At 51.5% G+C, this 25,495-nt stretch carries 43 protein-coding genes and 1 pseudogene; 38 read left to right on the top strand and 6 right to left on the bottom strand.

Annotated elements, in window-relative coordinates:
* The 33 genes and pseudogenes from tuf to ACMV5I_RS26300 form a co-directional block, all read left to right on the top strand.
* Positions 1 to 164 (top strand): annotated as a pseudogene (gene tuf, locus ACMV5I_RS26460) (elongation factor Tu); the annotation flags it as partial.
* 133 nt (positions 165 to 297) lie between these two features.
* Complete coding sequence (gene bfd / locus ACMV5I_RS26455) at positions 298 to 492, top strand: bacterioferritin-associated ferredoxin (RefSeq protein ID WP_024485620.1); 195 nt, start codon at positions 298 to 300, stop codon at positions 490 to 492.
* A gap of 74 nt (positions 493 to 566) precedes the next feature.
* Positions 567 to 1,046: a bacterioferritin gene (gene bfr, locus ACMV5I_RS26450; protein WP_024485621.1), complete on the top strand. Its 480-nt coding sequence runs from the start codon at positions 567 to 569 to the stop codon at positions 1,044 to 1,046.
* Between the two features lie 363 nt (positions 1,047 to 1,409).
* Positions 1,410 to 1,721: a 30S ribosomal protein S10 gene (gene rpsJ / locus ACMV5I_RS26445; protein ID WP_001181005.1), complete on the top strand. Its 312-nt coding sequence runs from the start codon at positions 1,410 to 1,412 to the stop codon at positions 1,719 to 1,721.
* A gap of 31 nt (positions 1,722 to 1,752) precedes the next feature.
* Entirely contained in the window at positions 1,753 to 2,382 is a 630-nt protein-coding gene (gene rplC, locus ACMV5I_RS26440; protein ID WP_004956193.1) for a 50S ribosomal protein L3, read from the top strand.
* A gap of 10 nt (positions 2,383 to 2,392) precedes the next feature.
* Positions 2,393 to 2,998, top strand: a complete 606-nt coding sequence (rplD, locus tag ACMV5I_RS26435; protein WP_021182230.1) for a 50S ribosomal protein L4 — start codon at positions 2,393 to 2,395, stop codon at positions 2,996 to 2,998.
* Positions 2,995 to 3,297: a 50S ribosomal protein L23 gene (rplW, locus tag ACMV5I_RS26430; RefSeq protein ID WP_021182229.1), complete on the top strand. Its 303-nt coding sequence runs from the start codon at positions 2,995 to 2,997 to the stop codon at positions 3,295 to 3,297. The genes rplD and rplW overlap by 4 nt, the downstream gene beginning before the upstream one ends.
* An 18-nt stretch (positions 3,298 to 3,315) precedes the next feature.
* Entirely contained in the window at positions 3,316 to 4,140 is an 825-nt protein-coding gene (gene rplB, locus ACMV5I_RS26425) for a 50S ribosomal protein L2 (RefSeq protein ID WP_021182228.1), read from the top strand.
* Positions 4,141 to 4,154: 14 nt separating this feature from the next.
* Positions 4,155 to 4,433, top strand: a complete 279-nt coding sequence (gene rpsS, locus ACMV5I_RS26420; RefSeq protein ID WP_004929772.1) for a 30S ribosomal protein S19 — start codon at positions 4,155 to 4,157, stop codon at positions 4,431 to 4,433.
* 14 nt (positions 4,434 to 4,447) lie between these two features.
* A complete protein-coding gene (rplV, locus tag ACMV5I_RS26415; RefSeq protein WP_004391423.1) occupies positions 4,448 to 4,780 on the top strand; it encodes a 50S ribosomal protein L22 in 333 nt (110 codons plus the stop codon).
* A 17-nt stretch (positions 4,781 to 4,797) separates the two neighbouring features.
* Positions 4,798 to 5,496: a 30S ribosomal protein S3 gene (rpsC, locus tag ACMV5I_RS26410; RefSeq protein WP_004956187.1), complete on the top strand. Its 699-nt coding sequence runs from the start codon at positions 4,798 to 4,800 to the stop codon at positions 5,494 to 5,496.
* Positions 5,497 to 5,508: 12 nt separating this feature from the next.
* On the top strand, positions 5,509 to 5,919 hold the full coding sequence (gene rplP, locus ACMV5I_RS26405; protein WP_004929764.1) for a 50S ribosomal protein L16: 411 nt from the start codon (positions 5,509 to 5,511) through the stop codon (positions 5,917 to 5,919).
* Positions 5,919 to 6,110, top strand: a complete 192-nt coding sequence (rpmC, locus tag ACMV5I_RS26400; protein WP_002218942.1) for a 50S ribosomal protein L29 — start codon at positions 5,919 to 5,921, stop codon at positions 6,108 to 6,110. The genes rplP and rpmC overlap by 1 nt, the downstream gene beginning before the upstream one ends.
* 1 nt (position 6,111) lies before the next feature.
* Positions 6,112 to 6,366, top strand: a complete 255-nt coding sequence (rpsQ, locus tag ACMV5I_RS26395) for a 30S ribosomal protein S17 (RefSeq protein ID WP_021182227.1) — start codon at positions 6,112 to 6,114, stop codon at positions 6,364 to 6,366.
* Between the two features lie 166 nt (positions 6,367 to 6,532).
* Positions 6,533 to 6,904, top strand: a complete 372-nt coding sequence (gene rplN / locus ACMV5I_RS26390) for a 50S ribosomal protein L14 (protein WP_020837240.1) — start codon at positions 6,533 to 6,535, stop codon at positions 6,902 to 6,904.
* A 10-nt stretch (positions 6,905 to 6,914) separates the two neighbouring features.
* Positions 6,915 to 7,229 (top strand): 50S ribosomal protein L24, encoded by a 315-nt coding sequence (rplX, locus tag ACMV5I_RS26385; RefSeq protein ID WP_021808126.1) that lies wholly within the window; start codon positions 6,915 to 6,917, stop codon positions 7,227 to 7,229.
* 14 nt (positions 7,230 to 7,243) lie between these two features.
* Complete coding sequence (gene rplE / locus ACMV5I_RS26380) at positions 7,244 to 7,783, top strand: 50S ribosomal protein L5 (RefSeq protein ID WP_021808125.1); 540 nt, start codon at positions 7,244 to 7,246, stop codon at positions 7,781 to 7,783.
* A gap of 13 nt (positions 7,784 to 7,796) precedes the next feature.
* Positions 7,797 to 8,102 (top strand): 30S ribosomal protein S14, encoded by a 306-nt coding sequence (rpsN, locus tag ACMV5I_RS26375; protein ID WP_021182224.1) that lies wholly within the window; start codon positions 7,797 to 7,799, stop codon positions 8,100 to 8,102.
* 30 nt (positions 8,103 to 8,132) lie between these two features.
* Positions 8,133 to 8,525 (top strand): 30S ribosomal protein S8, encoded by a 393-nt coding sequence (gene rpsH / locus ACMV5I_RS26370; protein WP_021182223.1) that lies wholly within the window; start codon positions 8,133 to 8,135, stop codon positions 8,523 to 8,525.
* A gap of 14 nt (positions 8,526 to 8,539) precedes the next feature.
* Positions 8,540 to 9,073, top strand: a complete 534-nt coding sequence (rplF, locus tag ACMV5I_RS26365) for a 50S ribosomal protein L6 (protein WP_414825623.1) — start codon at positions 8,540 to 8,542, stop codon at positions 9,071 to 9,073.
* Between the two features lie 9 nt (positions 9,074 to 9,082).
* Positions 9,083 to 9,436 (top strand): 50S ribosomal protein L18, encoded by a 354-nt coding sequence (gene rplR, locus ACMV5I_RS26360; protein WP_021182221.1) that lies wholly within the window; start codon positions 9,083 to 9,085, stop codon positions 9,434 to 9,436.
* Between the two features lie 14 nt (positions 9,437 to 9,450).
* Positions 9,451 to 9,951, top strand: coding sequence for a 30S ribosomal protein S5 (gene rpsE, locus ACMV5I_RS26355; protein ID WP_021182220.1), 501 nt, complete (start codon positions 9,451 to 9,453; stop codon positions 9,949 to 9,951).
* A gap of 6 nt (positions 9,952 to 9,957) precedes the next feature.
* Positions 9,958 to 10,137 (top strand): 50S ribosomal protein L30, encoded by a 180-nt coding sequence (gene rpmD, locus ACMV5I_RS26350; RefSeq protein WP_004956161.1) that lies wholly within the window; start codon positions 9,958 to 9,960, stop codon positions 10,135 to 10,137.
* Positions 10,138 to 10,140: 3 nt separating this feature from the next.
* Positions 10,141 to 10,575: a 50S ribosomal protein L15 gene (gene rplO, locus ACMV5I_RS26345; RefSeq protein WP_021182219.1), complete on the top strand. Its 435-nt coding sequence runs from the start codon at positions 10,141 to 10,143 to the stop codon at positions 10,573 to 10,575.
* Between the two features lie 8 nt (positions 10,576 to 10,583).
* Complete coding sequence (secY, locus tag ACMV5I_RS26340; protein WP_021182218.1) at positions 10,584 to 11,915, top strand: preprotein translocase subunit SecY; 1,332 nt, start codon at positions 10,584 to 10,586, stop codon at positions 11,913 to 11,915.
* A 33-nt stretch (positions 11,916 to 11,948) separates the two neighbouring features.
* Positions 11,949 to 12,065: a 50S ribosomal protein L36 gene (rpmJ, locus tag ACMV5I_RS26335; protein ID WP_002227352.1), complete on the top strand. Its 117-nt coding sequence runs from the start codon at positions 11,949 to 11,951 to the stop codon at positions 12,063 to 12,065.
* Between the two features lie 146 nt (positions 12,066 to 12,211).
* Complete coding sequence (rpsM, locus tag ACMV5I_RS26330) at positions 12,212 to 12,568, top strand: 30S ribosomal protein S13 (protein ID WP_021182217.1); 357 nt, start codon at positions 12,212 to 12,214, stop codon at positions 12,566 to 12,568.
* 16 nt (positions 12,569 to 12,584) lie between these two features.
* Positions 12,585 to 12,974 (top strand): 30S ribosomal protein S11, encoded by a 390-nt coding sequence (rpsK, locus tag ACMV5I_RS26325; protein ID WP_004929731.1) that lies wholly within the window; start codon positions 12,585 to 12,587, stop codon positions 12,972 to 12,974.
* A 33-nt stretch (positions 12,975 to 13,007) separates the two neighbouring features.
* On the top strand, positions 13,008 to 13,628 hold the full coding sequence (gene rpsD / locus ACMV5I_RS26320; RefSeq protein WP_021182216.1) for a 30S ribosomal protein S4: 621 nt from the start codon (positions 13,008 to 13,010) through the stop codon (positions 13,626 to 13,628).
* 26 nt (positions 13,629 to 13,654) lie between these two features.
* On the top strand, positions 13,655 to 14,644 hold the full coding sequence (locus ACMV5I_RS26315; protein ID WP_002919219.1) for a DNA-directed RNA polymerase subunit alpha: 990 nt from the start codon (positions 13,655 to 13,657) through the stop codon (positions 14,642 to 14,644).
* 40 nt (positions 14,645 to 14,684) lie between these two features.
* The gene (gene rplQ, locus ACMV5I_RS26310) at positions 14,685 to 15,074 is read left to right on the top strand and encodes a 50S ribosomal protein L17 (protein WP_004929726.1); all 390 of its coding nucleotides are present in this window, start codon (positions 14,685 to 14,687) and stop codon (positions 15,072 to 15,074) included.
* A 151-nt stretch (positions 15,075 to 15,225) separates the two neighbouring features.
* On the top strand, positions 15,226 to 15,657 hold the full coding sequence (gene zntR / locus ACMV5I_RS26305) for a Zn(2+)-responsive transcriptional regulator (RefSeq protein ID WP_039996322.1): 432 nt from the start codon (positions 15,226 to 15,228) through the stop codon (positions 15,655 to 15,657).
* 79 nt (positions 15,658 to 15,736) lie between these two features.
* Positions 15,737 to 15,943: an alternative ribosome-rescue factor A gene (locus ACMV5I_RS26300; RefSeq protein ID WP_021808122.1), complete on the top strand. Its 207-nt coding sequence runs from the start codon at positions 15,737 to 15,739 to the stop codon at positions 15,941 to 15,943.
* A 75-nt stretch (positions 15,944 to 16,018) separates the two neighbouring features.
* On the opposite strand, the gene mscL is transcribed toward ACMV5I_RS26300, so the two are convergent.
* From mscL to def, 5 genes are all read right to left on the bottom strand, one after another.
* Positions 16,019 to 16,435 (bottom strand): large-conductance mechanosensitive channel protein MscL, encoded by a 417-nt coding sequence (gene mscL, locus ACMV5I_RS26295; protein WP_021808121.1) that lies wholly within the window; start codon positions 16,433 to 16,435, stop codon positions 16,019 to 16,021.
* A 138-nt stretch (positions 16,436 to 16,573) separates the two neighbouring features.
* Positions 16,574 to 17,950 carry a Trk system potassium transporter TrkA gene (gene trkA / locus ACMV5I_RS26290; protein ID WP_021182211.1) on the bottom strand — a complete coding sequence of 459 codons (1,377 nt, stop codon included), beginning with the start codon at positions 17,948 to 17,950 and terminating at the stop codon, positions 16,574 to 16,576.
* Between the two features lie 70 nt (positions 17,951 to 18,020).
* The gene (gene rsmB / locus ACMV5I_RS26285) at positions 18,021 to 19,310 is read right to left on the bottom strand and encodes a 16S rRNA (cytosine(967)-C(5))-methyltransferase RsmB (RefSeq protein ID WP_024485623.1); all 1,290 of its coding nucleotides are present in this window, start codon (positions 19,308 to 19,310) and stop codon (positions 18,021 to 18,023) included.
* A 72-nt stretch (positions 19,311 to 19,382) separates the two neighbouring features.
* The gene (gene fmt / locus ACMV5I_RS26280; RefSeq protein WP_261282245.1) at positions 19,383 to 20,327 is read right to left on the bottom strand and encodes a methionyl-tRNA formyltransferase; all 945 of its coding nucleotides are present in this window, start codon (positions 20,325 to 20,327) and stop codon (positions 19,383 to 19,385) included.
* Between the two features lie 17 nt (positions 20,328 to 20,344).
* Positions 20,345 to 20,854, bottom strand: coding sequence for a peptide deformylase (def, locus tag ACMV5I_RS26275; RefSeq protein WP_024485624.1), 510 nt, complete (start codon positions 20,852 to 20,854; stop codon positions 20,345 to 20,347).
* A 132-nt stretch (positions 20,855 to 20,986) separates the two neighbouring features.
* Between def and dprA the strand changes: the two genes are divergently transcribed.
* Genes dprA through aroE form a run of 5 tightly spaced genes read left to right on the top strand, consistent with a single transcriptional unit; the run spans position 20,987 to position 24,531 of the window.
* Complete coding sequence (dprA, locus tag ACMV5I_RS26270) at positions 20,987 to 22,108, top strand: DNA-protecting protein DprA (RefSeq protein ID WP_261262069.1); 1,122 nt, start codon at positions 20,987 to 20,989, stop codon at positions 22,106 to 22,108.
* A complete protein-coding gene (locus ACMV5I_RS26265; RefSeq protein ID WP_021182206.1) occupies positions 22,080 to 22,553 on the top strand; it encodes a DUF494 family protein in 474 nt (157 codons plus the stop codon). The genes dprA and ACMV5I_RS26265 overlap by 29 nt, the downstream gene beginning before the upstream one ends.
* A 25-nt stretch (positions 22,554 to 22,578) precedes the next feature.
* Complete coding sequence (locus ACMV5I_RS26260; RefSeq protein ID WP_024531126.1) at positions 22,579 to 23,124, top strand: type I DNA topoisomerase; 546 nt, start codon at positions 22,579 to 22,581, stop codon at positions 23,122 to 23,124.
* 7 nt (positions 23,125 to 23,131) lie between these two features.
* A complete protein-coding gene (gene tsaC, locus ACMV5I_RS26255) occupies positions 23,132 to 23,701 on the top strand; it encodes an L-threonylcarbamoyladenylate synthase type 1 TsaC (protein WP_202729225.1) in 570 nt (189 codons plus the stop codon).
* Positions 23,702 to 23,712: 11 nt separating this feature from the next.
* On the top strand, positions 23,713 to 24,531 hold the full coding sequence (gene aroE / locus ACMV5I_RS26250) for a shikimate dehydrogenase (RefSeq protein WP_202673326.1): 819 nt from the start codon (positions 23,713 to 23,715) through the stop codon (positions 24,529 to 24,531).
* 33 nt (positions 24,532 to 24,564) lie between these two features.
* On the opposite strand, the gene ACMV5I_RS26245 is transcribed toward aroE, so the two are convergent.
* Positions 24,565 to 25,107 carry a gamma carbonic anhydrase family protein gene (locus tag ACMV5I_RS26245; protein ID WP_021808115.1) on the bottom strand — a complete coding sequence of 181 codons (543 nt, stop codon included), beginning with the start codon at positions 25,105 to 25,107 and terminating at the stop codon, positions 24,565 to 24,567.
* Between the last annotated feature and the right edge of the window lie 388 nt (positions 25,108 to 25,495).

Raw genomic sequence — 25,495 nt, 5'->3', positions numbered from 1 at the left:
CCATCGAACTGCCAGAAGGCGTAGAGATGGTAATGCCAGGCGATAACGTGAACATGGTTGTTACCCTGATCCACCCAATCGCTATGGACCAAGGCTTGCGTTTCGCAATCCGTGAAGGCGGCCGTACTGTAGGTGCGGGCGTTGTTGCTAAAGTTATCGCTTAATCGCGAATAATTTATAAGCACTAAAAGAGGGCACTTCGGTGCCCTTTTTTTATACAATTTTTTACCAATCTTAATTGAAATAAAAACGATTCTTATTTAGACTTACTGCATCGGTTAAGAAGTGAGTCTCTCTATGTACGTATGTCTGTGTAATGCTGTGTCTGACAAAGCTATCCGTAAGGCGGTGCGTCAGCACAATCCCCATACCATGAAGCAACTGCGTGAGCTGGTGCCGATTGGAACTGACTGCGGTAAATGCATTCGTCAGGCAAGGCAAATTATGGTGGAGGAACGCGCAACCCTGATTCATATGCATGAAGTCGCCTAATAAATAGTAGGGTTATTTTTTGACTCTTGGCCCGCAGCTTCTACACTTTTAGAACTGCCCAGGAGGATTTACCTATGAAAGGCGATAAAAAGATCATTGCTCACCTCAACAAGCTGCTCGGTAACGAGCTGGTTGCCATCAATCAATACTTCCTGCACGCGCGTATGTTCAAAAATTGGGGCCTGATGCGTCTCAATGAGAAGGAATATCACGAGTCGATCGATGAGATGAAACATGCCGATCGCTACATCGAGCGTATCCTGTTCCTTGAAGGGTTACCGAACCTGCAAGATCTCGGCAAGCTGAATATCGGCGAAGATGTCGAAGAGATGCTGAGGTCCGATTTGGCCCTGGAGCTGGACGGTGCCAAGAACCTGCGGGAAGGTATCGCCTATGCAGACTCTATCCATGATTACGTCAGCCGCGATCTGATGAAAGAGATTTTGGCCGATGAGGAAGGGCATATCGACTGGTTGGAGACTGAGCTGAGCCTGATTGAGCGGCTTGGCATCCAAAACTATTGCCAGGCGCAAGTGCTGGAACGCAAAGACTGACATTTACGGCTCCCCTCCCTCCTTGGCCAGTATCTTCAGAACTGGTAGGGCAGGGGAGTAACACACTATGCCGCGCACTTCCCCCAAACTCTCCCGATCCTCGCCAAACCAATAAATTGCCGTCTATTCTGAGCATATTTCCATCCGTAGCTTGCAACCTGGCCTGGTTTGCGTATAATGCGCGGGCTTACCTAATCTTGGTAAGCCTGATTTTAGCGAATCAGTCGATTGGCAAGAACGTTTTGCCCTTCGAACAATACTCCCGATATGGGGGTTATATGTTGACGATTACACTCCCCCATCAATCGAAATGGGTGTGAGGAGTAATTATTTACGTTTATAAATAATTGGAGCTCTGGTCTCATGCAGAACCAAAGAATCCGTATCCGCCTGAAAGCGTTTGATCATCGTCTGATCGATCAATCAACTGCGGAAATCGTCGAGACTGCCAAGCGCACTGGTGCGCAAGTCCGTGGTCCGATCCCGCTGCCAACTCGCAAAGAGCGCTTTACCGTTCTGATCTCCCCGCACGTCAACAAAGACGCGCGTGATCAGTACGAGATCCGCACTCACAAGCGTCTGGTTGACATCGTTGAGCCAACTGAGAAAACCGTTGATGCTCTGATGCGTCTGGATCTGGCTGCCGGTGTAGACGTGCAGATCAGCCTGGGTTAATCAGGTCATTGACGATTGAGAGGTTGAAACAATGATTGGTTTAGTCGGTAAAAAAGTGGGCATGACTCGTATCTTCACTGAAGATGGCGTTTCTATCCCAGTAACCGTGATTGAAATTGAAGCGAACCGCGTGACTCAGGTTAAAGACCTGGACAACGACGGATACCGTGCCATTCAGGTCACTACCGGTAGCAAAAAAGCTAACCGTGTGACCAAACCGGAAGCGGGTCATTTCGCTAAAGCTGGCGTCGAAGCTGGCCGTGGTCTGTGGGAATTCCGCCTTGAAGAAGGTCAAGAGTTCGCTGCAGGTCAAGAAATCAGCGTAGAAATCTTCGCTGACGTTAAAAAAGTCGATGTTACCGGTACTTCCAAAGGTAAAGGTTTTGCTGGCACTGTAAAGCGCTGGAACTTCCGTACTCAGGATGCAACCCACGGTAACTCCTTGTCTCACCGCGTTCCGGGTTCTATCGGTCAGAACCAGACTCCGGGCAAAGTGTTCAAAGGCAAGAAAATGGCTGGCCACCTGGGTGACGAGCGTGTAACCGTTCAAAGCCTGGACGTAGTACGTGTTGACGCTGAGCGCAACCTGCTGCTGGTTAAGGGTGCTGTACCGGGCGCAACCGGTGGCAACCTGATCGTTAAACCAGCTGTGAAGGCGTAAGGGGATAGCAATGGAATTAGTATTGAAAGACGCGCAAAGCGCGCTGACTGTTTCCGAAACTACCTTCGGTCGTGATTTCAACGAAGCGCTGGTACACCAGGTTGTTGTTGCTTATGCAGCAGGTGCCCGTCAAGGTACCCGTGCTCAGAAGACCCGTGCTGAAGTGACTGGTTCCGGTAAAAAACCGTGGCGCCAGAAAGGTACAGGCCGTGCGCGTTCAGGCACTGTAAAGAGCCCGATCTGGCGTTCTGGTGGTGTAACCTTCGCTGCGAAGCCACAAGACCACAGTCAGAAAGTAAACAAAAAGATGTACCGCGGCGCGCTGAAAAGCATCCTGTCCGAACTGGTACGTCAAGATCGTCTGATCGTTGTCGAGAAGTTCTCTGTAGAAGCGCCTAAAACTAAGCTGCTGGCACAGAAACTGAAAGATATGGCCCTGGAAGATGTGCTGATCGTGACCGGTGAACTGGATGAGAATCTGTTCCTGGCAGCTCGTAACCTGTACAAGGTTGACGTGCGCGATGTAGCAGGTATCGACCCAGTTAGCCTGATCGCCTTCGACAAAGTGGTTATGACTGCTGATGCTGTGAAGCAAGTTGAGGAGATGCTGGCATGATCCGTGAAGAACGTTTGCTGAAAGTGCTGCGTGCACCGCACGTATCTGAAAAAGCATCCGCTGCGATGGAAAAAAGCAACACCATCGTACTCAAAGTTGCCAAAGACGCGACCAAAGCAGAAATTAAAGCTGCAGTGCAGAAACTGTTTGAAGTCGAAGTCGAAGACGTTAACACCCTGGTAGTAAAAGGGAAAGTGAAGCGTCAAGGTCAGCGTGTTGGTCGTCGTAGCGACTGGAAAAAAGCTTACGTCACCCTGAAGGAAGGCCAGAACTTGGACTTCATCGGCGGCGCAGAGTAAGTCGGAGGAGTAAGAACAATGGCAATTGTTAAATGTAAACCTACATCTCCGGGTCGTCGCCACGTTGTTAAAGTGGTTAACCCTGAGCTGCACAAGGGTAAACCTTATGCCCCGCTGCTTGAGAAACTGAGCAAAAGCGGTGGTCGTAACAACAATGGCCGTATCACCACCCGTCATATCGGTGGTGGCCACAAGCAACATTATCGTCTGGTTGACTTCAAACGCAACAAAGATGGTATCCCTGCTGTGGTTGAGCGTCTGGAGTACGATCCGAACCGTTCCGCGAATATCGCGCTGGTTCTGTACAAAGACGGCGAACGCCGTTACATCCTGGCGCCGAAAGGCCTGAAAGCTGGTGACCAGATCCAATCTGGTGTTGATGCTGCAATCAAAGCGGGTAACACCCTGCCTATGCGCAACATCCCAGTAGGTTCAACGGTTCATAACGTAGAAATGAAACCAGGTAAAGGCGGCCAGCTGGCTCGTTCTGCTGGTGCCTACGTTCAGATCGTCGCACGTGATGGTTCCTACGTAACTCTGCGTCTGCGCTCTGGCGAAATGCGTAAAGTTCCAGTTGATTGCCGCGCCACCCTGGGTGAAGTCGGTAACGCTGAACATATGCTTCGCGTTCTGGGTAAAGCAGGTGCTGCACGTTGGCGTGGTATTCGTCCTACCGTTCGCGGTACGGCGATGAACCCAGTCGATCACCCGCACGGTGGTGGTGAAGGTCGTAACTTTGGTAAGCACCCGGTAACTCCGTGGGGCGTTCAGACCAAAGGTAAGAAGACCCGTAGCAACAAGCGTACTGACAAGTTCATCGTACGTCGCCGTAGTAAAAAATAATTAGAGGATAAGCCATGCCACGTTCTCTCAAGAAAGGTCCTTTTATTGACCTGCACTTGCTGAAGAAGGTAGAGAAAGCGGTGGAAAGCGGTGACAAGAAGCCTTTGCGCACTTGGTCCCGTCGTTCAACGATCTTTCCTAACATGATCGGTTTGACCATCGCTGTCCATAATGGTCGTCAGCACGTACCAGTATTTGTTTCCGATGAAATGGTCGGTCACAAACTGGGTGAATTCGCGCCGACTCGTACTTATCGCGGCCATGCGGCTGATAAAAAAGCTAAAAAGCGCTAAGGTAGGAGGAAGAGATGGAAACTATCGCTAAACATCGCCACGCTCGTTCTTCTGCTCAGAAGGTTCGCCTTGTTGCAGACCTGATCCGCGGTAAGAAAGTGTCGCAAGCTCTGGAAACTCTGGCCTACACCAACAAGAAAGCTGCTGGTCTGGTCAAGAAAGTGCTGGAGTCTGCCATTGCTAACGCAGAACACAACGATGGCGCTGACATCGATGATCTGAAAGTCACGAAAATCTTCGTAGACGAAGGCCCAAGCATGAAGCGCATTATGCCTCGTGCAAAAGGTCGTGCAGATCGCATCCTGAAGCGCACCAGCCACATTACTGTGGTTGTGTCCGATCGCTGAGACTCTGGAGACTAGCAATGGGTCAGAAAGTACATCCTAATGGTATTCGCCTGGGTATTGTCAAACCTTGGAACTCTACTTGGTATGCGAATACCAAAGAATTCGCTGACAACCTGGACAGCGACTTTAAAGTTCGCCAATTCTTGACTAAAGAACTGGCGAAAGCTTCCGTTTCTCGCATCGTTATCGAGCGTCCAGCGAAGAGCATCCGTGTGACTATTCACACCGCTCGTCCTGGCATCGTTATCGGCAAGAAAGGTGAAGATGTCGAAAAACTGCGTAAGGTCGTAGCGGATATCGCTGGCGTTCCTGCGCAAATTAACATCGCCGAAGTCCGTAAACCGGAACTGGACGCAAAATTGGTTGCTGACAGCATCACTTCACAGCTGGAACGTCGCGTTATGTTCCGTCGTGCTATGAAGCGTGCTGTACAGAACGCAATGCGTCTTGGCGCTAAAGGTATCAAAGTTGAAGTAAGCGGCCGTCTTGGCGGTGCTGAAATCGCGCGTACCGAATGGTACCGTGAAGGTCGTGTTCCGTTGCATACACTGCGTGCGGATATCGATTACAACACATCTGAAGCGCACACCACTTATGGTGTAATCGGCGTTAAGGTATGGATCTTCAAAGGTGAGATCCTGGGTGGTATGGCTGCAGTTGAACAACCGGAACCGGCTGCTCAACCTAAAAAGCAGCAGCGTAAAGGCCGCAAGTAAGGAGAGTCGCTGATGTTACAACCAAAGCGTACAAAATTCCGTAAGGTGCACAAGGGCCGCAACCGTGGTCTGGCGCAAGGTACGGATGTTAGCTTCGGCACTTTCGGTCTGAAAGCTGTTGGCCGTGGCCGTCTGACTGCTCGTCAAATCGAAGCAGCTCGTCGTGCAATGACTCGTGCAGTGAAGCGTCAAGGTAAGATTTGGATCCGTGTATTCCCGGACAAACCAATCACCGAGAAGCCTCTTGAAGTGCGTATGGGTAAAGGTAAGGGTAACGTGGAATATTGGGTTGCCCTGATCCAACCTGGCAAAGTCCTGTACGAAATGGACGGCGTTCCAGAAGAAGTCGCCCGTGAAGCGTTCAAGCTGGCAGCAGCTAAACTGCCGATCAAAACCACCTTTGTAACTAAGACGGTGATGTAATGAAAGCACAAGAGCTGCGTGAAAAAAGTGTTGAAGAGCTGAACACTGAGCTGCTCAACCTGCTGCGTGAGCAATTCAACTTACGCATGCAGGCGGCGAGTGGCCAACTGCAACAAACTCACCTGTTGAAACAAGTGCGTCGTAATGTCGCACGCGTTAAGACTTTACTGACTGAAAAGGCGGGTGCGTAAAATGACTGATATTATCCGTACTCTGCAAGGTCGTGTTGTTAGTGACAAAATGGAGAAATCCATGGTTGTTGCTATCGAACGTACGGTGAAGCACCCGATCTACGGGAAATTCATCAAGCGTACGACTAAGCTGCATGTACATGATGAGAACAACGAATGTGGTATCGGTGACGTGGTAGAAATCCGCGAATGCCGTCCACTGTCCAAGACTAAGTCATGGACGTTGGTTCGCATTGTAGATAAAGCGATTCTGTAATAGAGTAGCTGACTCTAACTTAATAAACGGCTCAGAAAGTGAGCCGTTTATTTTTTCTACCCATACTTTGGAAGCGGTGTTATAATGCTGCGCCCTCGGTTATGGGGCTTTTCAACGACCTAGTAATGGGTCCTAAAGTTGTAGTTGACATTAGCGGAGCACTAACATGATCCAAGAACAGACTATGCTGAACGTGGCCGACAACTCCGGTGCACGTCGCGTAATGTGTATCAAGGTTCTAGGTGGCTCGCACCGTCGCTACGCAGGCATCGGCGACGTCATCAAAATTACCATCAAGGAAGCAATTCCTCGCGGTAAGGTGAAGAAAGGCGATGTGCTGAAGGCGGTAGTGGTGCGCACCAAGAAGGGTGTACGTCGCCCGGACGGTTCTGTCATTCGCTTCGATGGTAATGCATGCGTTATTTTAAACAATAACAGCGAGCAACCTATCGGTACGCGTATTTTTGGGCCGGTAACTCGTGAACTGCGTAATGAGAAGTTCATGAAAATTATCTCTCTGGCACCAGAAGTACTCTAAGGAGCGAACCATGGCAGCGAAAATCCGTCGTGATGACGAAGTTATCGTGCTTACCGGGAAAGACAAAGGTAAACGCGGTAAAGTAAAAAATGTCCTGTCTGCTGGTAAGGTCATTGTTGAAGGTATCAACCTGGTTAAGAAACATCAGAAGCCGGTCCCGGCCCTGAACCAACCAGGTGGCATTGTTGAAAAAGAAGCTGCTATTCAGGTTTCCAACATTGCGCTGTTCAACTCGGCTACCGGTAAGGCTGACCGTGTAGGCTTTAGATTCGAAGACGGCAAAAAAGTCCGTTTCTTCAAATCAAATAGCGAAACTATCAAGTAATTTGGAGTATGACGATGGCGAAACTGCATGATTACTACAAAGACGAGGTAGTCAAACAACTGATGTCTCAGTTTGATTACAACTCTGTCATGCAAGTCCCTCGGGTCGAGAAGATCACCCTGAATATGGGTGTTGGTGAAGCGATCGCTGACAAGAAACTGCTGGATAATGCAGCAGCTGACTTGGCAGCAATCTCCGGTCAAAAGCCGTTCATCACCAAAGCACGCAAATCTGTTGCAGGCTTCAAAATCCGCCAGGGCTATCCGATCGGCTGTAAAGTAACTCTGCGTGGCGAACGCATGTGGGAGTTCTTTGAGCGTCTGATTTCCATTGCTGTTCCACGTATCCGTGACTTCCGTGGCTTGTCCGCTAAGTCATTCGATGGCCGTGGAAACTACAGCATGGGTGTGCGTGAGCAAATCATCTTCCCAGAAATCGACTACGACAAAGTCGATCGCGTTCGTGGTTTGGATATTACCATTACCACTTCTGCGAAATCTGATGATGAAGGCCGCGCGCTGTTGGCTGCTTTTAACTTCCCGTTCCGCAAGTAAGGCAGGGTTACTGATGGCTAAGCAATCAATGAAAGCACGCGAAGTCGTTCGCGTGAAACTGGCTGACAAGTACCGCGCTAAACGCGAGGAATTGAAAGCTATCATTTCTGGTGTGAACTCTTCTGACGAAGATCGTTGGGATGCTGTTCTCAAGCTCCAGTCTCTGCCGCGTGATTCCAGCCCGTCTCGTCAGCGTAAACGCTGCCGTCAAACTGGCCGTCCACATGGTTATGTGGGCAAATTCGGGTTGAGCCGTATCAAGCTACGTGAAGCCGCTATGCGCGGTGAAGTACCAGGCTTGAAAAAGGCTAGCTGGTAATTACCAATTGAATCACGGGAGTAAAGACAGATGAGCATGCAAGATCCGATCGCGGATATGCTGACCCGTATCCGTAACGGTCAAGCCGCGAACAAAGTTGCGGTCACCATGCCTTCCTCCAAGCTGAAAGTGGCAATTGCCAACGTGCTGAAGGAAGAAGGTTTTATTGAAGATTTCAAAATTGAAGGCGACACCAAGCCTGTTCTGGAACTGGTACTGAAGTACTTCCAGGGTAAGGCAGTGGTAGAAAGCATTCAGCGTATCAGTCGTCCAGGTCTGCGCATCTATAAGAAAAAAGATGCACTGCCAAAAGTTATGGCCGGTCTGGGTATCGCTGTTATTTCTACCTCTAAAGGTGTTATGACCGATCGTGCAGCTCGCCAAGCTGGTCTTGGTGGCGAGATTATCTGCTACGTAGCTTAATTCGGGAGGAAAGAATGTCTCGTGTTGCAAAAGCACCCGTCGTCATTCCTGCCGGCGTAGAGGTAAAACTCAACGGTCAGGTTATTTCGGTTAAGGGTAAGAACGGCGAGCTGACTCGTACAGTCCATGACGCCGTTGAAGTGATGCAAGAAGCTAACGCACTGACTTTCGCCCCGCGCGAAGGTTTTGCTAACGCATGGGCCCAAGCGGGTACCACGCGCGCTCTGCTGAACGCAATGGTTGTCGGTGTTACCGAAGGTTTCACCAAGAAGCTTCAACTGGTAGGTGTTGGTTATCGTGCTGCTGTTAAAGGCAACGTGGTGAATTTAGCCCTGGGCTTCTCTCACCCAATCGATCACCAGCTGCCAGCAGGTATTACTGCTGAATGCCCAAGCCAAACTGAAATCGTGCTGAAAGGCGCTGATAAGCAGGTTATTGGCCAGGTTGCTGCAGATCTGCGTGCCTACCGCCGTCCTGAGCCTTATAAAGGCAAGGGTGTCCGTTACGCCGACGAAGTCGTGCGTACCAAAGAGGCTAAGAAGAAGTAAGGTAACACTATGGATAAGAAATCTGCTCGTATCCGTCGTGCGACCCGCGCACGCCGTAAGCTCAAAGAACTGGGTGCAACCCGCCTGGTGGTACATCGTACCCCGCGTCACATTTACGCACAGGTCATTGCTCCTAATGGTTCTGAAGTTCTGGTAGCCGCTTCTACTTTAGAAAAAGCTATCACTGAGCAATTGAAGTACTCCGGTAACAAAGACGCAGCAGCAGCCGTAGGTAAAGCTCTGGCTGAGCGCGCGTTGGAAAAAGGGATTGCGAAAGTATCCTTTGACCGTTCCGGTTTCCAATATCATGGTCGAGTCCAGGCACTGGCAGATGCTGCCCGTGAAGCTGGCCTTCAGTTCTAAGGAAGAGGTTTAAGATGGCTCACATCGAAAAACAAGCTGGCGAACTGCAGGAAAAGCTGATCGCGGTAAACCGCGTATCTAAAACCGTAAAAGGTGGCCGTATTTTCAGCTTTACCGCACTGACAGTAGTTGGTGATGGTAACGGTCGCGTTGGTTTTGGCTACGGCAAAGCACGCGAAGTTCCAGCAGCGATCCAGAAAGCGATGGAAAAAGCCCGTCGCAACATGATGAATGTCGCGCTGAACGGCGGCACCCTGCAGCACCCTGTTAAAGGTGCTCATACGGGTTCCCGTGTGTTCATGCAGCCAGCTCATGAAGGTACCGGTATCATCGCGGGTGGTGCAATGCGCGCCGTTCTCGAAGTTGCTGGGGTGCACAACGTACTGGCTAAAGCTTATGGTTCCACCAACCCGATCAACGTGGTTCGTGCAACTATCGACGCTTTGGCTAATATGAAGTCTCCTGAAATGGTCGCTGCCAAGCGTGGTAAATCCGTTGCAGACATTCTGGGGTAATTGACCATGGCTAAGACTATCAAAGTTACACAAGTTCGCAGCTCCATTGGCCGTCTGCCGAAGCACAAAGCTACACTGCTCGGTCTGGGTCTGCGTCGTATTGGTCACACCGTAGAGCGCGAGGATACTCCTGCTGTACGCGGTATGATCAACCTGGTTTCCTACATGGTTAAGGTTGAGGAGTAACAGATGCGTTTAAATACTCTGTCTCCGGCTGAAGGTGCCAAGCATGCGCCTAAGCGTGTAGGTCGTGGTATTGGTTCTGGCCTGGGTAAAACCGCCGGTCGTGGTCACAAAGGTCAGAACTCACGTTCTGGCGGTGGCGTACGTCGTGGGTTTGAAGGTGGTCAGATGCCTTTATATCGTCGTTTGCCGAAATTCGGCTTCACCTCTCGCAAAGCTATGATCACGGCAGAAGTTCGTCTGTCTGAACTGGCTCTTGTTGAAGGCGACGTAATCGACCTGAACACGCTGAAAGCCGCTAACGTTGTTGGTACCCAGATCGAGTTCGCGAAAGTTATGCTTTCTGGCGAAATCACTCGTCCGGTTACCCTGCGTGGTCTGCGTGTCACCAAAGGCGCTCGTGTTGCTATCGAGGCTGCTGGCGGTAAAATTGAGGAATAAGTAAGCTGATGGCTAAGCAACCAGGATTAGATTTTCAAAGTGCTAAAGGCGGACTCGGTGAGCTGAAGCGCAGACTTTTGTTTGTTATCGGCGCGCTGATTGTTTTCCGCATTGGCTCTTTCATTCCGATTCCTGGTATCGATGCCACTGTGCTTGCCAAACTGCTCGAACAGCAGAGAGGCACCATCATTGAAATGTTTAACATGTTCTCTGGTGGTGCTCTCAGCCGTGCTTCTATTTTTGCTCTGGGGATCATGCCGTACATTTCGGCCTCGATCATTATCCAGTTACTGACGGTGGTTCACCCAGCGTTGGCGGAAATCAAGAAAGAAGGGGAGGCTGGCCGTCGCAAGATTAGCCAGTACACCCGCTACGGTACGCTGGTGTTGGCCATATTCCAGTCGATCGGTATTGCTACCGGTCTGCCGAATATGCCTGGTATGCAGGGCCTGGTGTTAAACCCAGGCTTTGCGTTCTACTTTACTGCGGTTGTGAGTCTGGTTACCGGGACAATGTTCCTGATGTGGCTGGGCGAGCAGATTACTGAGCGTGGTATCGGTAACGGTATCTCAATCATTATCTTCGCGGGTATTGTGGCGGGTCTTCCGCCGGCAGTTGGCCATACTATTGAGCAAGCTCGGCAAGGCGACCTGCACTTCCTCTTGTTGCTGTTGGTTGCAGTATTAGTGTTTGCAGTAACCTTCTTCGTTGTTTTCATTGAACGTGGTCAACGTCGTATCGTCGTTAACTATGCGAAACGTCAACAGGGTCGTCGTGTTTACGCAGCACAGAGCACACACTTACCGTTGAAAGTGAACATGGCAGGGGTAATCCCGGCAATCTTCGCTTCCAGCATTATTCTGTTCCCTGCCACGATTGCATCATGGTTTGGGGGCGGTACCGGTTGGAACTGGCTGACAACGATTTCGCTGTATTTGCAGCCTGGACAACCGCTTTATGTGTTACTCTATGCGTCTGCAATCATCTTCTTCTGTTTCTTCTACACGGCGTTGGTTTTCAACCCGCGTGAAACAGCAGATAACCTGAAGAAGTCCGGTGCCTTCGTACCAGGAATTCGTCCGGGAGAGCAAACGGCGAAATATATCGATAAAGTGATGACGCGTTTAACCCTGGTGGGCGCGATGTACATTACTTTCATCTGCCTGATCCCGGAGTTCATGCGTGATGCAATGAAAGTACCATTCTACTTTGGTGGTACCTCGCTACTGATCGTGGTTGTCGTCATCATGGACTTTATGGCTCAAGTGCAAACTCTGATGATGTCAAGTCAGTACGAGTCTGCATTGAAGAAAGCAAACCTGAAAGGCTATAACCGCTAATCTGGTGCGTTTGAGAAGTTACGGAGAGTAAAAATGAAAGTTCGTGCTTCCGTCAAGAAATTATGTCGTAACTGCAAAATCGTTAAGCGTAACGGTGTCGTTCGTGTGATTTGCAGCGCCGAGCCGAAGCATAAACAGCGTCAAGGCTGATTATCTCGCATATTTTTCTTGCAAAGTTGGGTTGAGCTGGCTAGATTAGCCAGCCAATCTTTTGTATGTAGCTGCAACATTATTTGAGTATCCTGAAAACGGGCTTTTCAGAATGGTGTTGCCGTAAAAATTAGTAGGAGTGCATAGTGGCCCGTATAGCAGGCATTAACATTCCTGATCATAAACATACCGTTATCGCGTTAACGTCGATCTTCGGAATCGGCAAAACTCGTTCACAGTCTATCTGTGCTGAGACGGGTATTGCTGAAAATGTTAAGATCAGTGAGCTGTCTGAAGAGCAAATTGAACAACTGCGTGAAGCAGTTGCCAAATTCACTGTTGAAGGTGATTTGCGTCGTGAAGTTACCCTGAGCATCAAGCGTCTGATGGATCTTGGTACATACCGTGGTTTACGCCATCGTCGTGGTCTGCCAGTTCGCGGTCAGCGTACTAAGACCAACGCACGTACCCGTAAGGGTCCGCGTAAACCGATCAAGAAATAATCGGGGTGATTGAATAATGGCAAAGGCACCTGTTCGTACACGTAAGCGTGTAAGAAAACAAGTCTCTGACGGCGTGGCTCATATCCATGCTTCTTTCAACAACACCATTGTGACTATTACCGATCGTCAGGGTAATGCTTTGGGTTGGGCAACAGCCGGTGGTTCCGGTTTCCGTGGTTCTCGTAAGTCAACTCCGTTTGCAGCTCAGGTTGCAGCCGAGCGTTGTGCTGACGCAGTTAAAGAATACGGTATCAAGAACCTGGAAGTTATGGTCAAAGGACCTGGTCCTGGTCGTGAGTCTACTATCCGCGCTCTGAACGCGGCTGGTTTCCGCATCACTAATATTACCGATGTGACTCCGATTCCTCATAACGGTTGTCGTCCACCGAAAAAGCGTCGCGTGTAACGCCCCTGCTTTTCGGATTGTTGGAGAAAGAAAATGGCAAGATATTTGGGTCCTAAGCTCAAGCTTAGCCGCCGCGAGGGCACAGACCTGTTCCTGAAGTCTGGCGTTCGCGCGATAGATTCAAAGTGCAAAATTGAACAGCCACCTGGTCAACACGGTGCGCGTAAACCGCGTCTGTCTGACTACGGTGTACAGTTACGTGAAAAGCAAAAAGTTCGCCGTATGTACGGTGTTCTGGAGCGTCAATTCCGTAACTATTACAAAGCAGCAACCCGCCTGAAAGGCAACACCGGTGAAAACCTGTTGACCCTTCTGGAAGGTCGTCTGGACAACGTAGTTTACCGTATGGGCTTCGGCGCCACTCGTGCAGAATCACGTCAGCTGGTTAGCCATAAAGCCGTTATGGTAAATGGTCGCGTTGTTAACATCGCTTCTTATCAGGTATCTCCGAATGACGTAGTCAGCATCCGCGAGAAAGCTAAAAAGCAGTCTCGTGTTAAGGCTTCTCTGGAGCTGGCTGAGCAGCGTGAAAAGCCGACTTGGCTGGAAGTTGATGCTGCGAAGATGGAAGGTGTGTTCAAACGTATTCCTGAACGTACTGATCTGTCCGCCGACATTAACGAACACCTGATCGTCGAGCTTTACTCCAAGTAAGGCTTGAGTTTCAAAGAGAGGACACAATGCAGGGTTCTGTGACAGAGTTTCTAAAACCGCGCCTGGTAGATATCGAGCAAGTCAGTTCGACGCACGCCAAGGTGACCCTTGAGCCGTTAGAGCGTGGCTTTGGCCATACTCTTGGCAACGCACTGCGCCGTATTCTGCTTTCATCTATGCCGGGTTGCGCGGTGACCGAGGTTGAGATTGATGGTGTACTACATGAGTACAGCACCAAAGAAGGCGTACAGGAAGATATCCTGGAGATCTTGCTCAACCTGAAAGGGCTGGCGGTGAGAGTTCAAGGGAAAGATGAAGTTATTCTTACCCTGAATAAATCTGGCATTGGCCCTGTGACCGCTGCCGACATTACCCATGATGGTGATGTCGAAATCGTCAAGCCGCAGCACGTTATCTGCCACCTGACCGATGAGAACGCTGCTATCAGCATGCGTATCAAAGTTCAGCGCGGTCGTGGTTATGTGCCGGCTTCTGCCCGAATTCATTCGGAAGAAGATGAGCGCCCGATTGGTCGTCTGTTGGTTGACGCCTGCTATAGCCCTGTAGAGCGTATTGCCTACAATGTTGAAGCAGCGCGTGTAGAACAGCGTACCGACCTGGACAAGCTGGTCATCGAGATGGAAACCAATGGCACGATCGATCCTGAAGAGGCGATCCGCCGTGCGGCAACCATTCTGGCTGAACAACTGGAAGCTTTCGTTGACCTACGTGATGTACGTCAGCCGGAAGTGAAAGAAGAGAAACCAGAGTTCGATCCGATCCTGCTGCGCCCTGTTGACGATCTGGAATTGACTGTCCGCTCTGCTAACTGCCTTAAGGCAGAAGCTATCCACTACATCGGTGATCTGGTACAGCGTACCGAGGTTGAGCTGTTGAAAACGCCTAACCTGGGTAAAAAATCTCTTACTGAGATTAAAGACGTGCTGGCCTCCCGTGGACTTTCTCTGGGCATGCGCCTGGAAAATTGGCCACCGGCTAGCATTGCTGACGAGTAACCGGATCACAGGTTAAGGTTTTACTGAGAAGGATAAGGTCATGCGCCATCGTAAGAGTGGTCGTCAACTGAACCGTAACAGCAGCCATCGCCAGGCTATGTTCCGTAACATGGCCGGCTCTTTGGTTCGTCATGAGATCATCAAGACGACCCTGCCAAAAGCGAAAGAGCTGCGTCGCGTTGTTGAGCCGCTGATTACTCTTGCCAAGACCGACAGCGTTGCTAATCGTCGTCTGGCATTCGCCCGTACTCGTGATAACGAGATCGTGGCAAAACTGTTTAACGAGCTAGGCCCGCGTTTTGCGAGCCGTGCCGGTGGTTACACTCGCATTCTGAAGTGTGGCTTCCGCGCAGGCGACAACGCGCCGATGGCATACATCGAGCTGGTTGATCGTGCTGAGTCTCAAGCAGAAGTAGCAACTGCAGAGTAATCTGTGGAAGCGTAGAAAAACCGGGCTTGCCCGGTTTTTTTACGTCTGTAGCTCGCCAAACGTGCTTTCCCCTCCTGGCAACGCTTAAGATCCCTCCCCATATCCGCTATGCTCAGGCTATCAGTGATAAGTGCAATACGGAGAAATCATGATGTTCAAGATTGGGCAATTAGCCAAGCTGGCTGACGTAACGCCAGATACGGTACGTTATTACGAGAAGCAAGGCATGATGGATCACCATGTTCGTACCGAAGGCGGCTATCGGCTGTATAGCGATCAGGACTTACAGCGCCTGCGTTTTATCCGCTATGCCAAACAGCTGGGCTTCACGCTTGAAACTATCGCTGAGTTGCTGTCGATCCGTGTAGATCCAGAGCATCACACCTGCGAAGAGTCGAAGTCCATCGTTGATGCGCGCCTACATGAGGTTGAAAGCAAACTGACCGAGTTAACCAGAATGCGCGAGTCGCTGAAAAGACTCAGCGATGCCTGCTGTGGTAGCGAACACACCAGCAATTATTGTTCGATTCTGGAGGCTTTGGAGCAGGGAGCTAGCGAAGAGAAAGCCAAAAGTGCGGTTTAGTGGCGTATGGACTTTAATTTTTATCTGGCCAGCAGTATTATCGGCGCGTTTATTATCACCAACCAACAGGAAGACCGTGATGACTCAATATCGTCATACCAAAGGCAAGATCCAGGACAATGCCATTGAGGCGTTGCTACACGATCCTCTTTTCCGCCAACGGGTAGAGAAGAACAGTAAAGGGAAAGGCAGCTACCGGCGTAAAGATAAACACGCAAAAGGCGGTAACTGGGAGGCCAGTGGTAAATTGCCCAACGACAATTTACCACTGGCCTTCTGGTTTTAGGCCACAAAAAAGCCATCTCGCAAGATGGCTCAAAAGTAGGGGCGCCGCATGCTGCGCCCGTCTTATAGCTCTGAATTACAGCTTGGGCTGCTGTTGCTGACTCAGCAGATCGCGGATTTCTGTCAGCAGCTTCTCTTCGGCCGTTGGCGCAGGCGGTGCGGCTGGCTCTTCAACTTCTTTACGGCGCATTTTGTTCATTAACTTGATAGCCATAAAGATCGCAAAGGCGACGATCACGAAATCAAAGATATTCTGCAGGAAGGAGCCATAGTTCATCACTACTGCTGGGACATTGTCTTTGGCTTCACGCAGTACCAGATGGAACTGTTTGAAATCAACGCCACCTATCAGCAGCCCCAAAGGTGGCATGATGATGTCGGCAACCAAGGAAGAAACGATTTTACCGAATGCCGCACCAATGATCACACCCACTGCCAGATCGACGACGTTGCCACGCATGGCAAATTCGCGGAACTCTTTTAACATACCCATCAGAACACCCCTCAAAAAATTAGTAACGCAATTTTAACAAAGCAATTCCCCTTTGACACAATCAGTATAGGAAAATTTTTAGTTTTTCCTAATTCTCGACTCCGGATGTGTCAAAAACCATTCGCATGATTTAAGTATCTATAAGAAGAACGGGCTTGGTTGGAACAGACGCTCAACGTCTGGCACAAATTTCTTATCGGTAATAAACATGATCACGTGGTCGCCTTGCTGGATCCGGCTGTTGCCGTTGGCAATGATCACATCATCGCCACGCACGATCGCCCCAATGGTGGTACCTGGCGGCAGCTTGATTTCTTCTACCATACGGCCTACGACCTTGGAGGTGCTTTCATCGCCATGGGCAATCGCTTCAATGGCTTCGGCAACGCCGCGGCGCAGTGAGGAGACGCTGACAATATCGGCTTTACGCACGTGGCCCAGCAGTGCGGAGATGGTGGCCTGCTGCGGCGAAATCGCGATATCAATCACGCTGCCCTGGACCAGATCGACATAGGCACGGCGCTGGATCAATACCATCACCTTTTTGGCTCCCATGCGTTTGGCCAGCATGGCAGACATGATATTGGCTTCGTCATCGTTGGTGATGGCAATAAATACATCCACCTGCTCGACATGCTCTTCGGCCAACAGCTCCTGATCGGAGGCATCGCCATAAAACACGATGGTATCGTGCAGTTGCTCTGCCAGCTCGGCGGCACGTTGCTGGTTCTTCTCAATCAGCTTCACGTTGTACGATTTTTCTAGCCGATGTGCCAGTCCGGCACCCACGTTACCACCGCCGACGATCATGATGCGTTTGTAGGGCTTTTCGAGCCGTTGCAGCTCACTCATTACCGCGCGTATGTGCTGTGATGCGGCAACGAAGAACACCTCATCGCCTGCTTCGATTATGGTCGAGCCTTGCGGGCGGATAGGGCGATCATGGCGGAAAATAGCCGCCACGCGAGTATCGATATGTGGCATATGCTCACGCATGGCAGACAGAGCATTCCCCACCAGTGGGCCGCCATAATAGGCCTTCACTGCGGCGATGCTGACCTTGCCATCGGCAAAGTTCACCACCTGCAAGGCGCCAGGATATTCGATCAGCTTATAGATGTAATCGATAACCAACTGCTCCGGCGAGATCAGGTGGTCGATGGGCACCGCCTCTGGATGGAATAGCTTCTCGGACTCACGGATATAATCCGGCGCCCGGATCCGTGCAATACGATTCGGGGTATTAAACAGCGTATAAGCAATCTGACAGGCGACCATATTGGTTTCGTCAGAGTTGGTGACGGCAACCAGCATATCGGCATCTTCGGCACCGGCTTCGCGTAATACACGTGGATGGGAGCCGTGCCCCTGGACGACGCGCAGGTCAAACTTGTCCTGCAACTGGCGTAGACGACCGGTGTCGGTATCGACCACGGTGATATCGTTATTTTCACCCACCAGGTTTTCAGCCAGTGTTCCGCCAACTTGCCCTGCGCCAAGAATAATTATTTTCATCGATTTCTCTGCTCGATCTGCGACGGCCGTGGCCGAAAGTTGAGAACGCCCGCGGGCGCTCCCTGAACAGTTATATTTTAATCAGCTTAGCGTAAAAGAAACCATCGCCATCCTCAGGATGAGGCAGATTCTGTTTACCTGGTGATTGTGTGTCACCGGTTTCAACCAGCTTGGCATCGCCGTGACGTTGCAGGAACGCAGCTATCTGCTCGCTATTTTCCTGCGGCAGAATAGAGCAGGTTGCATAAACCATTACGCCGCCGGGTTTCAGACGTGGCCAGATAGCTTCCAGAATTTCATTCTGTAAAGCAGCCAGTTCGGCGATATCGCTGTCACGACGCAGCCATTTGATATCCGGGTGGCGGCGAATAACGCCGGTGGCGGAGCAAGGGGCATCCAACAGGATACGATCGAACTGTTGGTCACCGCACCACTCTTGCGGGGTACGGCCATCACCCTGGCGAACTTCTGCATGTTGGCGCAGGCGCTGCAGGTTTTCTTTCACCCGGCTTAAACGCTGTTCGTCGATATCCACGGCCAGCACATGAGCTTTGGGCGCGGCTTCCAGAATATGGGTTGTTTTGCCGCCGGGGGCTGCACAAAGATCGAGGATCTGCTCACCGTCTTGCGGATCCAGCAGATCAACGCAACCTTGAGCGGAGGCGTCCTGTACCGTTACCCAGCCATCGGAGAAACCGGGCAAGTCCGTTACCGGGCATGGAGCCAGCAAGCGAACTGCGTCGCGATACTCCGCATGAGGCTCGGCGGTAATACCGGCCTGCTGCATAAGCTGCAGATAATCTTCACGGGTATGGTGCAGACGGTTGACGCGCAGCCACATTGGCGGCTTTTGATTATTGGCATCAACGATCTGTTCCCACTGTGCCGGATAAGCCAGTTTGATGCGTTTAAGCAACCAGCTAGGGTGCAGATAGCGGCTTTCGTTATTGGCTGCACGTGCCAGCAGTTCTTCTTGCTGGCGTTGGAACTGGCGCAGTACACCGTTAATCAATCCTTTCAGCTGTGGGCGCTTCAAGGCGACCGCGCCTTCAACCGTTTCGGCTAACACTGCGTGCGGTGGAATACGGGTATACAGCAACTGATACAGGCCAACCATCAGCAAATAGTGCAGTGGGCGCTGTTTGCCGGTCATAGGCTTTGCCATCAACTGCTGAATGCACCATTCGAGCTGCGGCAGCACCCGCAGCGTACCAAAGCAGAGTTCCTGCAATAGCCCACGGTCTTTGTCAGAAATATTCTTTTGTAATGTGGGCAAAATGGTGCTGAGCGACTGCCCTTGATCCAGTACCTGGCCGATGGCCTTGGCAGCAATGCTTCGGAGATTGTAATTGTTTTTCATAGGCTAAGGCGGATTACGATCGGCATTAAGAAACGAACAGCCCGGCAACAATGGCCGGGCAGTGGGAGTGGCTTATAACCGGTTGCCCGGCGTGAACCATTCGCGGCGAGAATTCAGTAAATCTTGTGCCGACATCGGTTTTTTACCGGCAGGCTGGAGCTGCGTGAGGTTGAGAATACCTTGCGCGGTAGCAACCTGAATGCCGTGCTTGTCGGCGTGTACGATAGTACCCGGTTCTGCGTTGGCAGTTTCCGCCAGCACGGTTGCCTGCCAGACTTTCACCGGCTGATCGTCGATGGTGAAATAGCTGATTGGCCAAGGATTGAAAGCACGAATACAGCGTTCCAACTGTTCGGCGGAAAGGCTCCAGTCCAGGCGTGCCTCTTCCTTGCTCAGCTTTTCTGCGTAGGTCACCAGCGCCTCGTCTTGAACTTCGCGCTGTACCGTACCCGCCGCCAATTGCTGCAAGGTGATCAGCAGCCCTTGTGGCCCCAGCTCTGCCAGCTTGTTGTATAGACTGGCGCTGGTATCCGTGGATTCGATCGAGCAAGCGATCTTGTGCATCATGTCGCCGGTATCGAGACCCACGTCCATTTGCATGATAGTTACGCCAGTTTCGCTATCGCCAGCCCACAAAGCGCGTTGGATCGGTGCCGCACCGCGCCAGCGTGGCAGCAAAGAGCCATGAACGTTGATGCAGCCTAGGCGCGGCATATCCAGCACGGCTTTCGGCAGGATCAGGCCGTAGGCTACCACCACCATCACGTCCGCATTCAGGTCGGCAACCAGGTGCTGATTCTCTTGCGGGCGCAGTGACTTAGGCTGGAAAACGGGGATTTGATGCTGTTCGGCCAGCACCTTGACCGGGCTTGGCGTCAGTTTGTTACCGCGGCCTGCGGGGCGATCGGGCTGGGTGAAGACGCCGACCACCTGGTGCCCAGATGACAACAGCGCGTCTAGGTGACGCGCTGCAAAGTCTGGGGTTCCGGCAAAAATAATCCGTAAAGAGTCAGACACGTTGATTTCCTGATCGGTTAGGCGCGAGCTTCAAGCTTGGCCATTTTTTCCAGTTTCTGACGGATACGTTGGCGTTTCAACGGCGACAGGTAATCGACAAACAGTTTGCCAACCAGATGATCCATTTCATGCTGGATACAGATTGCCAGCAGGTCATCGGCCTCAAGCTCAAAAGGTTGTCCTTCACGATTGAGGGCGCGGATCTTCACTTTCTCTGCGCGTGGCACCAAGGCGCGTTGCTCAGGGATGGAAAGGCAGCCTTCTTCGATACCGGTTTCACCGCTTTTTTCCAGCAGTTCCGGGTTGATCAACACCAGGCGTTGATCGCGGTTTTCAGAAACGTCGATGACGATAATGCGCTGATGAATATCGACCTGTGTCGCAGCCAGGCCAATGCCTTCCTCTGCGTACATGGTTTCAAACATATCATCCACGATGCGCTGGACATCTGCATTGACTTCTTTTACCGGGGCCGCAATTTTGCGTAGCCGCTCGTCTGGGAAATGTAATACCTGCAAGACTGACATATATCTTAAGATCTGTATCCGAGTGATGAACAGTGATTAGCTTCTATTCTAGACATTTCTTGGCCTGATTGACAGCATCCCAGACCAATTGCACGAATTGGTAATCCCCTAATTGCAGCGAGGGAATGCTCCATGCGGCCAGAAGAAATCGCTCTACGTATGCATGCGGTCACAAAGATCGACGCACTGCAAGCCAGCCAGACTATCGATCGCCTGATTGCCGAAGGCGGCGATCCTTATCGATTGCTTAAGCCCCTGGGGCTGAATGACCAGCAGCAAAAACAGTTTCGGCGGGGGCATGGGCAGTATCTCAAGGCAACGCTCAAGTGGCTGGAGCAGCCGGGCAATCATATGGTGCGATACGGTGAGCCAGCGTTTCCCGAACTCTTGGCGCATATCGATGACGCGCCGTTATTACTGATGGTGCAGGGCGATGTAGGGGCTTTGCAACTACCGCAAATCGCCATGGTGGGTAGCCGCCAGTTCAGCCACTATGGCGAGCAGTGGGGCAGTTACTTTGCCAGCGGGTTGGTGCATTGCGGTTTCGCCATCACCAGCGGTTTGGCTATTGGTATTGATGGGATCTGTCACCGTGCCACCTTGGAGGCTGAAGGAGTCACCATTGCGGTATTGGGCAGTGGGCTGGCAAATATCTACCCACGCCGCCATCGCCGGCTGGCAGAGCAAATCATTGAACAGGGCGGAGCGGTGATTTCCGAGCATCTGGCTACCGATTTGCCGCTGGCGGCTCATTTCCCGCGTCGTAACCGTATTATCAGTGGGTTAAGTGCGGGTGTGGTGGTCATAGAGGCTTCATTGCGTAGCGGGTCGCTGATCACCGCGCGCTACGCGTTGGAACAGGGGCGTGAAGTGTTTGCCCTGCCGGGGGCGTTGGGTAACCCGATGAGTGAGGGAACTCATTGGCTGATCCAGCAGGGGGCCAGCCTGGTCACAGGCCCAAAAGATATCGCAGAACAGCTGGGAAGTGGGCTGCAATGGCTGTCCGTGAGCGAAAATACAACTATTTCTGCATCAGAGGCCGAAGTTGAATTGCCATTTGCCGATGTGTTGGCTAACGTAGGAGATGAGGTGACACCTGTTGACGTCGTCGCTGAACGTGCCGGCCAACCTGTGCCAGAGGTAGTAATCAAATTACTCGATCTGGAGTTAGCAGGTTGGATCGCAGCTGTACCCGGCGGCTATGTCCGAATAAGGAGGGCATGCCATGTTCGACGTACTCATGTATTTGTTTGAGACCTATATCCACAATGAGCCAGAGATGCACGTTGATCAGGATACCTTGACCGACGATCTTACCGAAGCAGGATTTGATCGTGATGATATCTTCAACGCGTTGAATTGGCTCGAAAAGCTTGCAGACCTCCAGGAAGGCGAGAATGCCCCTTATTTTATGGATGCCGATCCGCTGGCTATGCGGATCTACACCGAAGAAGAGAGTGTGCGTTTAGATGCCGGTTGCCGTGGTTTTCTCCTGTTCCTAGAACAGATCCAGGTATTGAACCTCGAAACCCGTGAAATGGTTATCGATCGTGTTATGGCTTTGGATAATACGGAATTTGATCTCGAAGATCTGAAATGGGTAGTGCTGATGGTGTTGTTCAATATCCCCGGATATGAGAGCGCCTATCAGCAGATGGAAGAACTGTTGTTTGAAGTAAACGAAGGTTACCTGCACTGAGTAGGTAACAGGCATAGAAGACGTTATGACAAAACCAGCGATTTTTGCCGCGAGGCAAAATGAACCCTGTCCGGAATGCGGGGCCGAGTTGGTGATCCGCAGTGGTCGCCACGGCCCCTTCCTCGGCTGTTCTCAATATCCGCAGTGCGAGTATATCCGGCCTTTAAAAGCGCAGGCGGATGGCCATATTGTCAAAGTGCTGGAGGGCCAGCAATGCCCGAAATGCCAGGCAACGCTGGTGTTACGCCAGGGGCGTTATGGCATGTTTATCGGTTGCAGCCACTATCCCGACTGCGATCATACCGAAGTGATCGACAAACCGGATGAAACCAGCATCGCCTGCCCTCAGTGTGGCCAAGGTCAACTGCTGCAGCGAAAATCTCGCTTTGGCAAGGTGTTCCATTCCTGCGATCGCTACCCGGAATGTCAGTTTGTGCTCAATTTTAAACCCGTCGCCGGTGAGTGTGCTTACTGCCACTATCCATTACTGATGGAAAAGCGCACGGCAAAAGGCCCAACGCTTTGCTGCGCCAGTAAACTGTGCGGAAAACCCGTCGCTATCTCAGAATAATCAAGCTATGAACCCAGAACAAACTTCCTCATTCGTGCCTATTATTGCCGCGCTGGAAAACCAGCAGGTGATTGCCTATCCAACAGAAGCGGTATTCGGTCTGGGGTGTGACCCAGATAGCGAGCAGGCCGTCAAACAGCTGTTGGCCTTGAAACAACGTCCGTGGGAAAAAGGCTTGATCCTGATCGCTGCCGATTATGCCCAGCTAGCGCCTTATATTGATGATGGCGCATTGAATGAGCAGCAGCGTGCCACGATCTTTGCCAGTTGGCCTGGCCCGGTAACCTGGGTGATCCCGGCAAAACCGCAAACGCCAGCCTTGCTGACTGGCCGCTTTAGTTCGTTGGCCGTGCGCGTTAGCGATCATCCCTTGGTGCAACAGCTGTGCCGTCAGTTCGGCAAGCCGTTGGTGTCAACCAGTGCCAACTTAAGCGGTGAAGAGCCGTGCCGCACCGTGGCTGAAGTGCAGCAGCAGTTTGGTGACGCTTTCCCAGTGCTGTCAGGTAACGTGGGTGGCCGGTTAAACCCTTCTGAAATCAGAGATGCTTTGACCGGTGAGCTGATCCGTCAGGGCTAGAGGCTAGATCTATGGAGAAGTTCGCGGTATTCGGCAACCCGATTGCTCACAGTAAGTCCCCCCGCATCCACGCGCTATTTGCGCAGCAAACCGGGATCGAACATCCCTATGGCACCATGCTGGCTCCGTTGGACGGATTTGTACCTACCCTGCAACGGTTTATTGCTGCTGGTGGCCAAGGGGCCAACGTCACCGTTCCTTTTAAGGAATGTGCCTATGAGGCAGCAAGCGAACTTAGCGAAAGGGCGGCAATGGCCGGTGCGGTGAATACGCTAAAGGTATTGCCCGATGGAAAGCTGCTGGGGGATAACACCGACGGTATAGGTTTGCTGTCGGATCTTGAACGCCAGCGGTTGATTCGGCCAGATGATCGCGTGTTGCTGGTGGGAGCGGGCGGTGCTGCGCGCGGCGTGATCCTGCCGCTGCTCTCCTTTGGCTGTGAAGTAGTCTTGACTAACCGCACCTTCAGCCGCGCCGAGGAGTTGGCAGCGGCGTTCCGGCATCTAGGTGAGATCGCCGCCTTGCCGCTGGATCGGCTGGATCAGCAGCATTTTGATTTAGTGATCAACGCGACGGCTTCAGGATTCAAGGGGGAGATCCCCGCACTGCCAGACAGCATTATCCACAGCACGACCCGGTGCTATGACATGTTCTACCAACAGGGTGGCACCCCATTCCTGGCTTGGGCGCAGCAGTTGGGGGCGCAACATTATGCGGACGGTTTAGGTATGCTGGTGGGGCAGGCTGCCCATGCTTTCTTTTTATGGCATGGCGTGATGCCGGAGATCGAACCGGTATTGCAGCAATTACGTCAGGAAATGGCGGTGTGAGGGTTGCCCCGCTCTGGCAAGCAGGGCGGGCAGTCAGATATCTTCGCTAAGGTATTCGTCTTTCCAACGTACATAGTTATTGGCCGAATAACGTAACCCTTCCAGTTCCGCCGGAGTCAAGGCTCTAACCCGGCGAGCAGGGCTGCCTACATATAAGTAGCCACTTTCCAGATGCTTGCCGGGTGCGACCAGGCTACCAGCACCAATCATCACATCATCTTCTATTACGGCACCGTCGAGCAGAATTGAGCCCATCCCCACCAAAACGCGATTACCGATGGTACAACCATGCAGCATGGCTTTATGCCCCACGGTGACATCCTCGCCGATCAGTAAAGGGTAACCCGCCGGATTATAATCGGATTGATGGGTGACATGCAGAATGCTGCCATCCTGGATATTACTGCGTGCGCCGATCTTTACCGCGTTGACATCACCGCGGATGGCAACCAAGGGCCAAACGCTGACGTCATCAGCCAGATCAACGTTGCCGATCACTACGCTGGAAGGATCGATCATGACGCGTTGGCCAATTTGAGGGGAATAATGAAGATAAGGACGCACTGAATTGGACATGGGATTGCCTCGTATAAGGATCTTATTACCGGCAATACTAGACTTTGACGGTGGAATTACAACCAGTTAACACGGAGGATCGTCGGTAAAATGGCCTTGATCGGGCAAGATCCGTGCGAAAGGGCGGAAAAGTGCGCAGTCGGTAAGAAAAGATCTAAAAAGGGGTTGTGGAAAAAAATGGGATCCCTATAATGCGCCTCCATCGACACGGAACATGTGAACAACTTCACAGAGTCTCCGGGGGTCGCAGAGAAAAAAACTTGAAATTAAGGTTGACTCTGAAAGAGGAAAGCGTAATATACGCCACCTCGAGTTAGCAAGCGAAAGCGCGTAACTCACTGCTCTTTAACAATTTATCAGACAATCTGTGTGGGCACTCACAAGACGA

The organism is Serratia sp. T13T92, from assembly GCF_047530105.1.
GTDB lineage: Bacteria > Pseudomonadota > Gammaproteobacteria > Enterobacterales > Enterobacteriaceae > Chania > Chania fonticola.
Note: the sequence above shows the minus strand (reverse complement) of the source record. Positions and strands in the feature narration are given on the sequence as shown.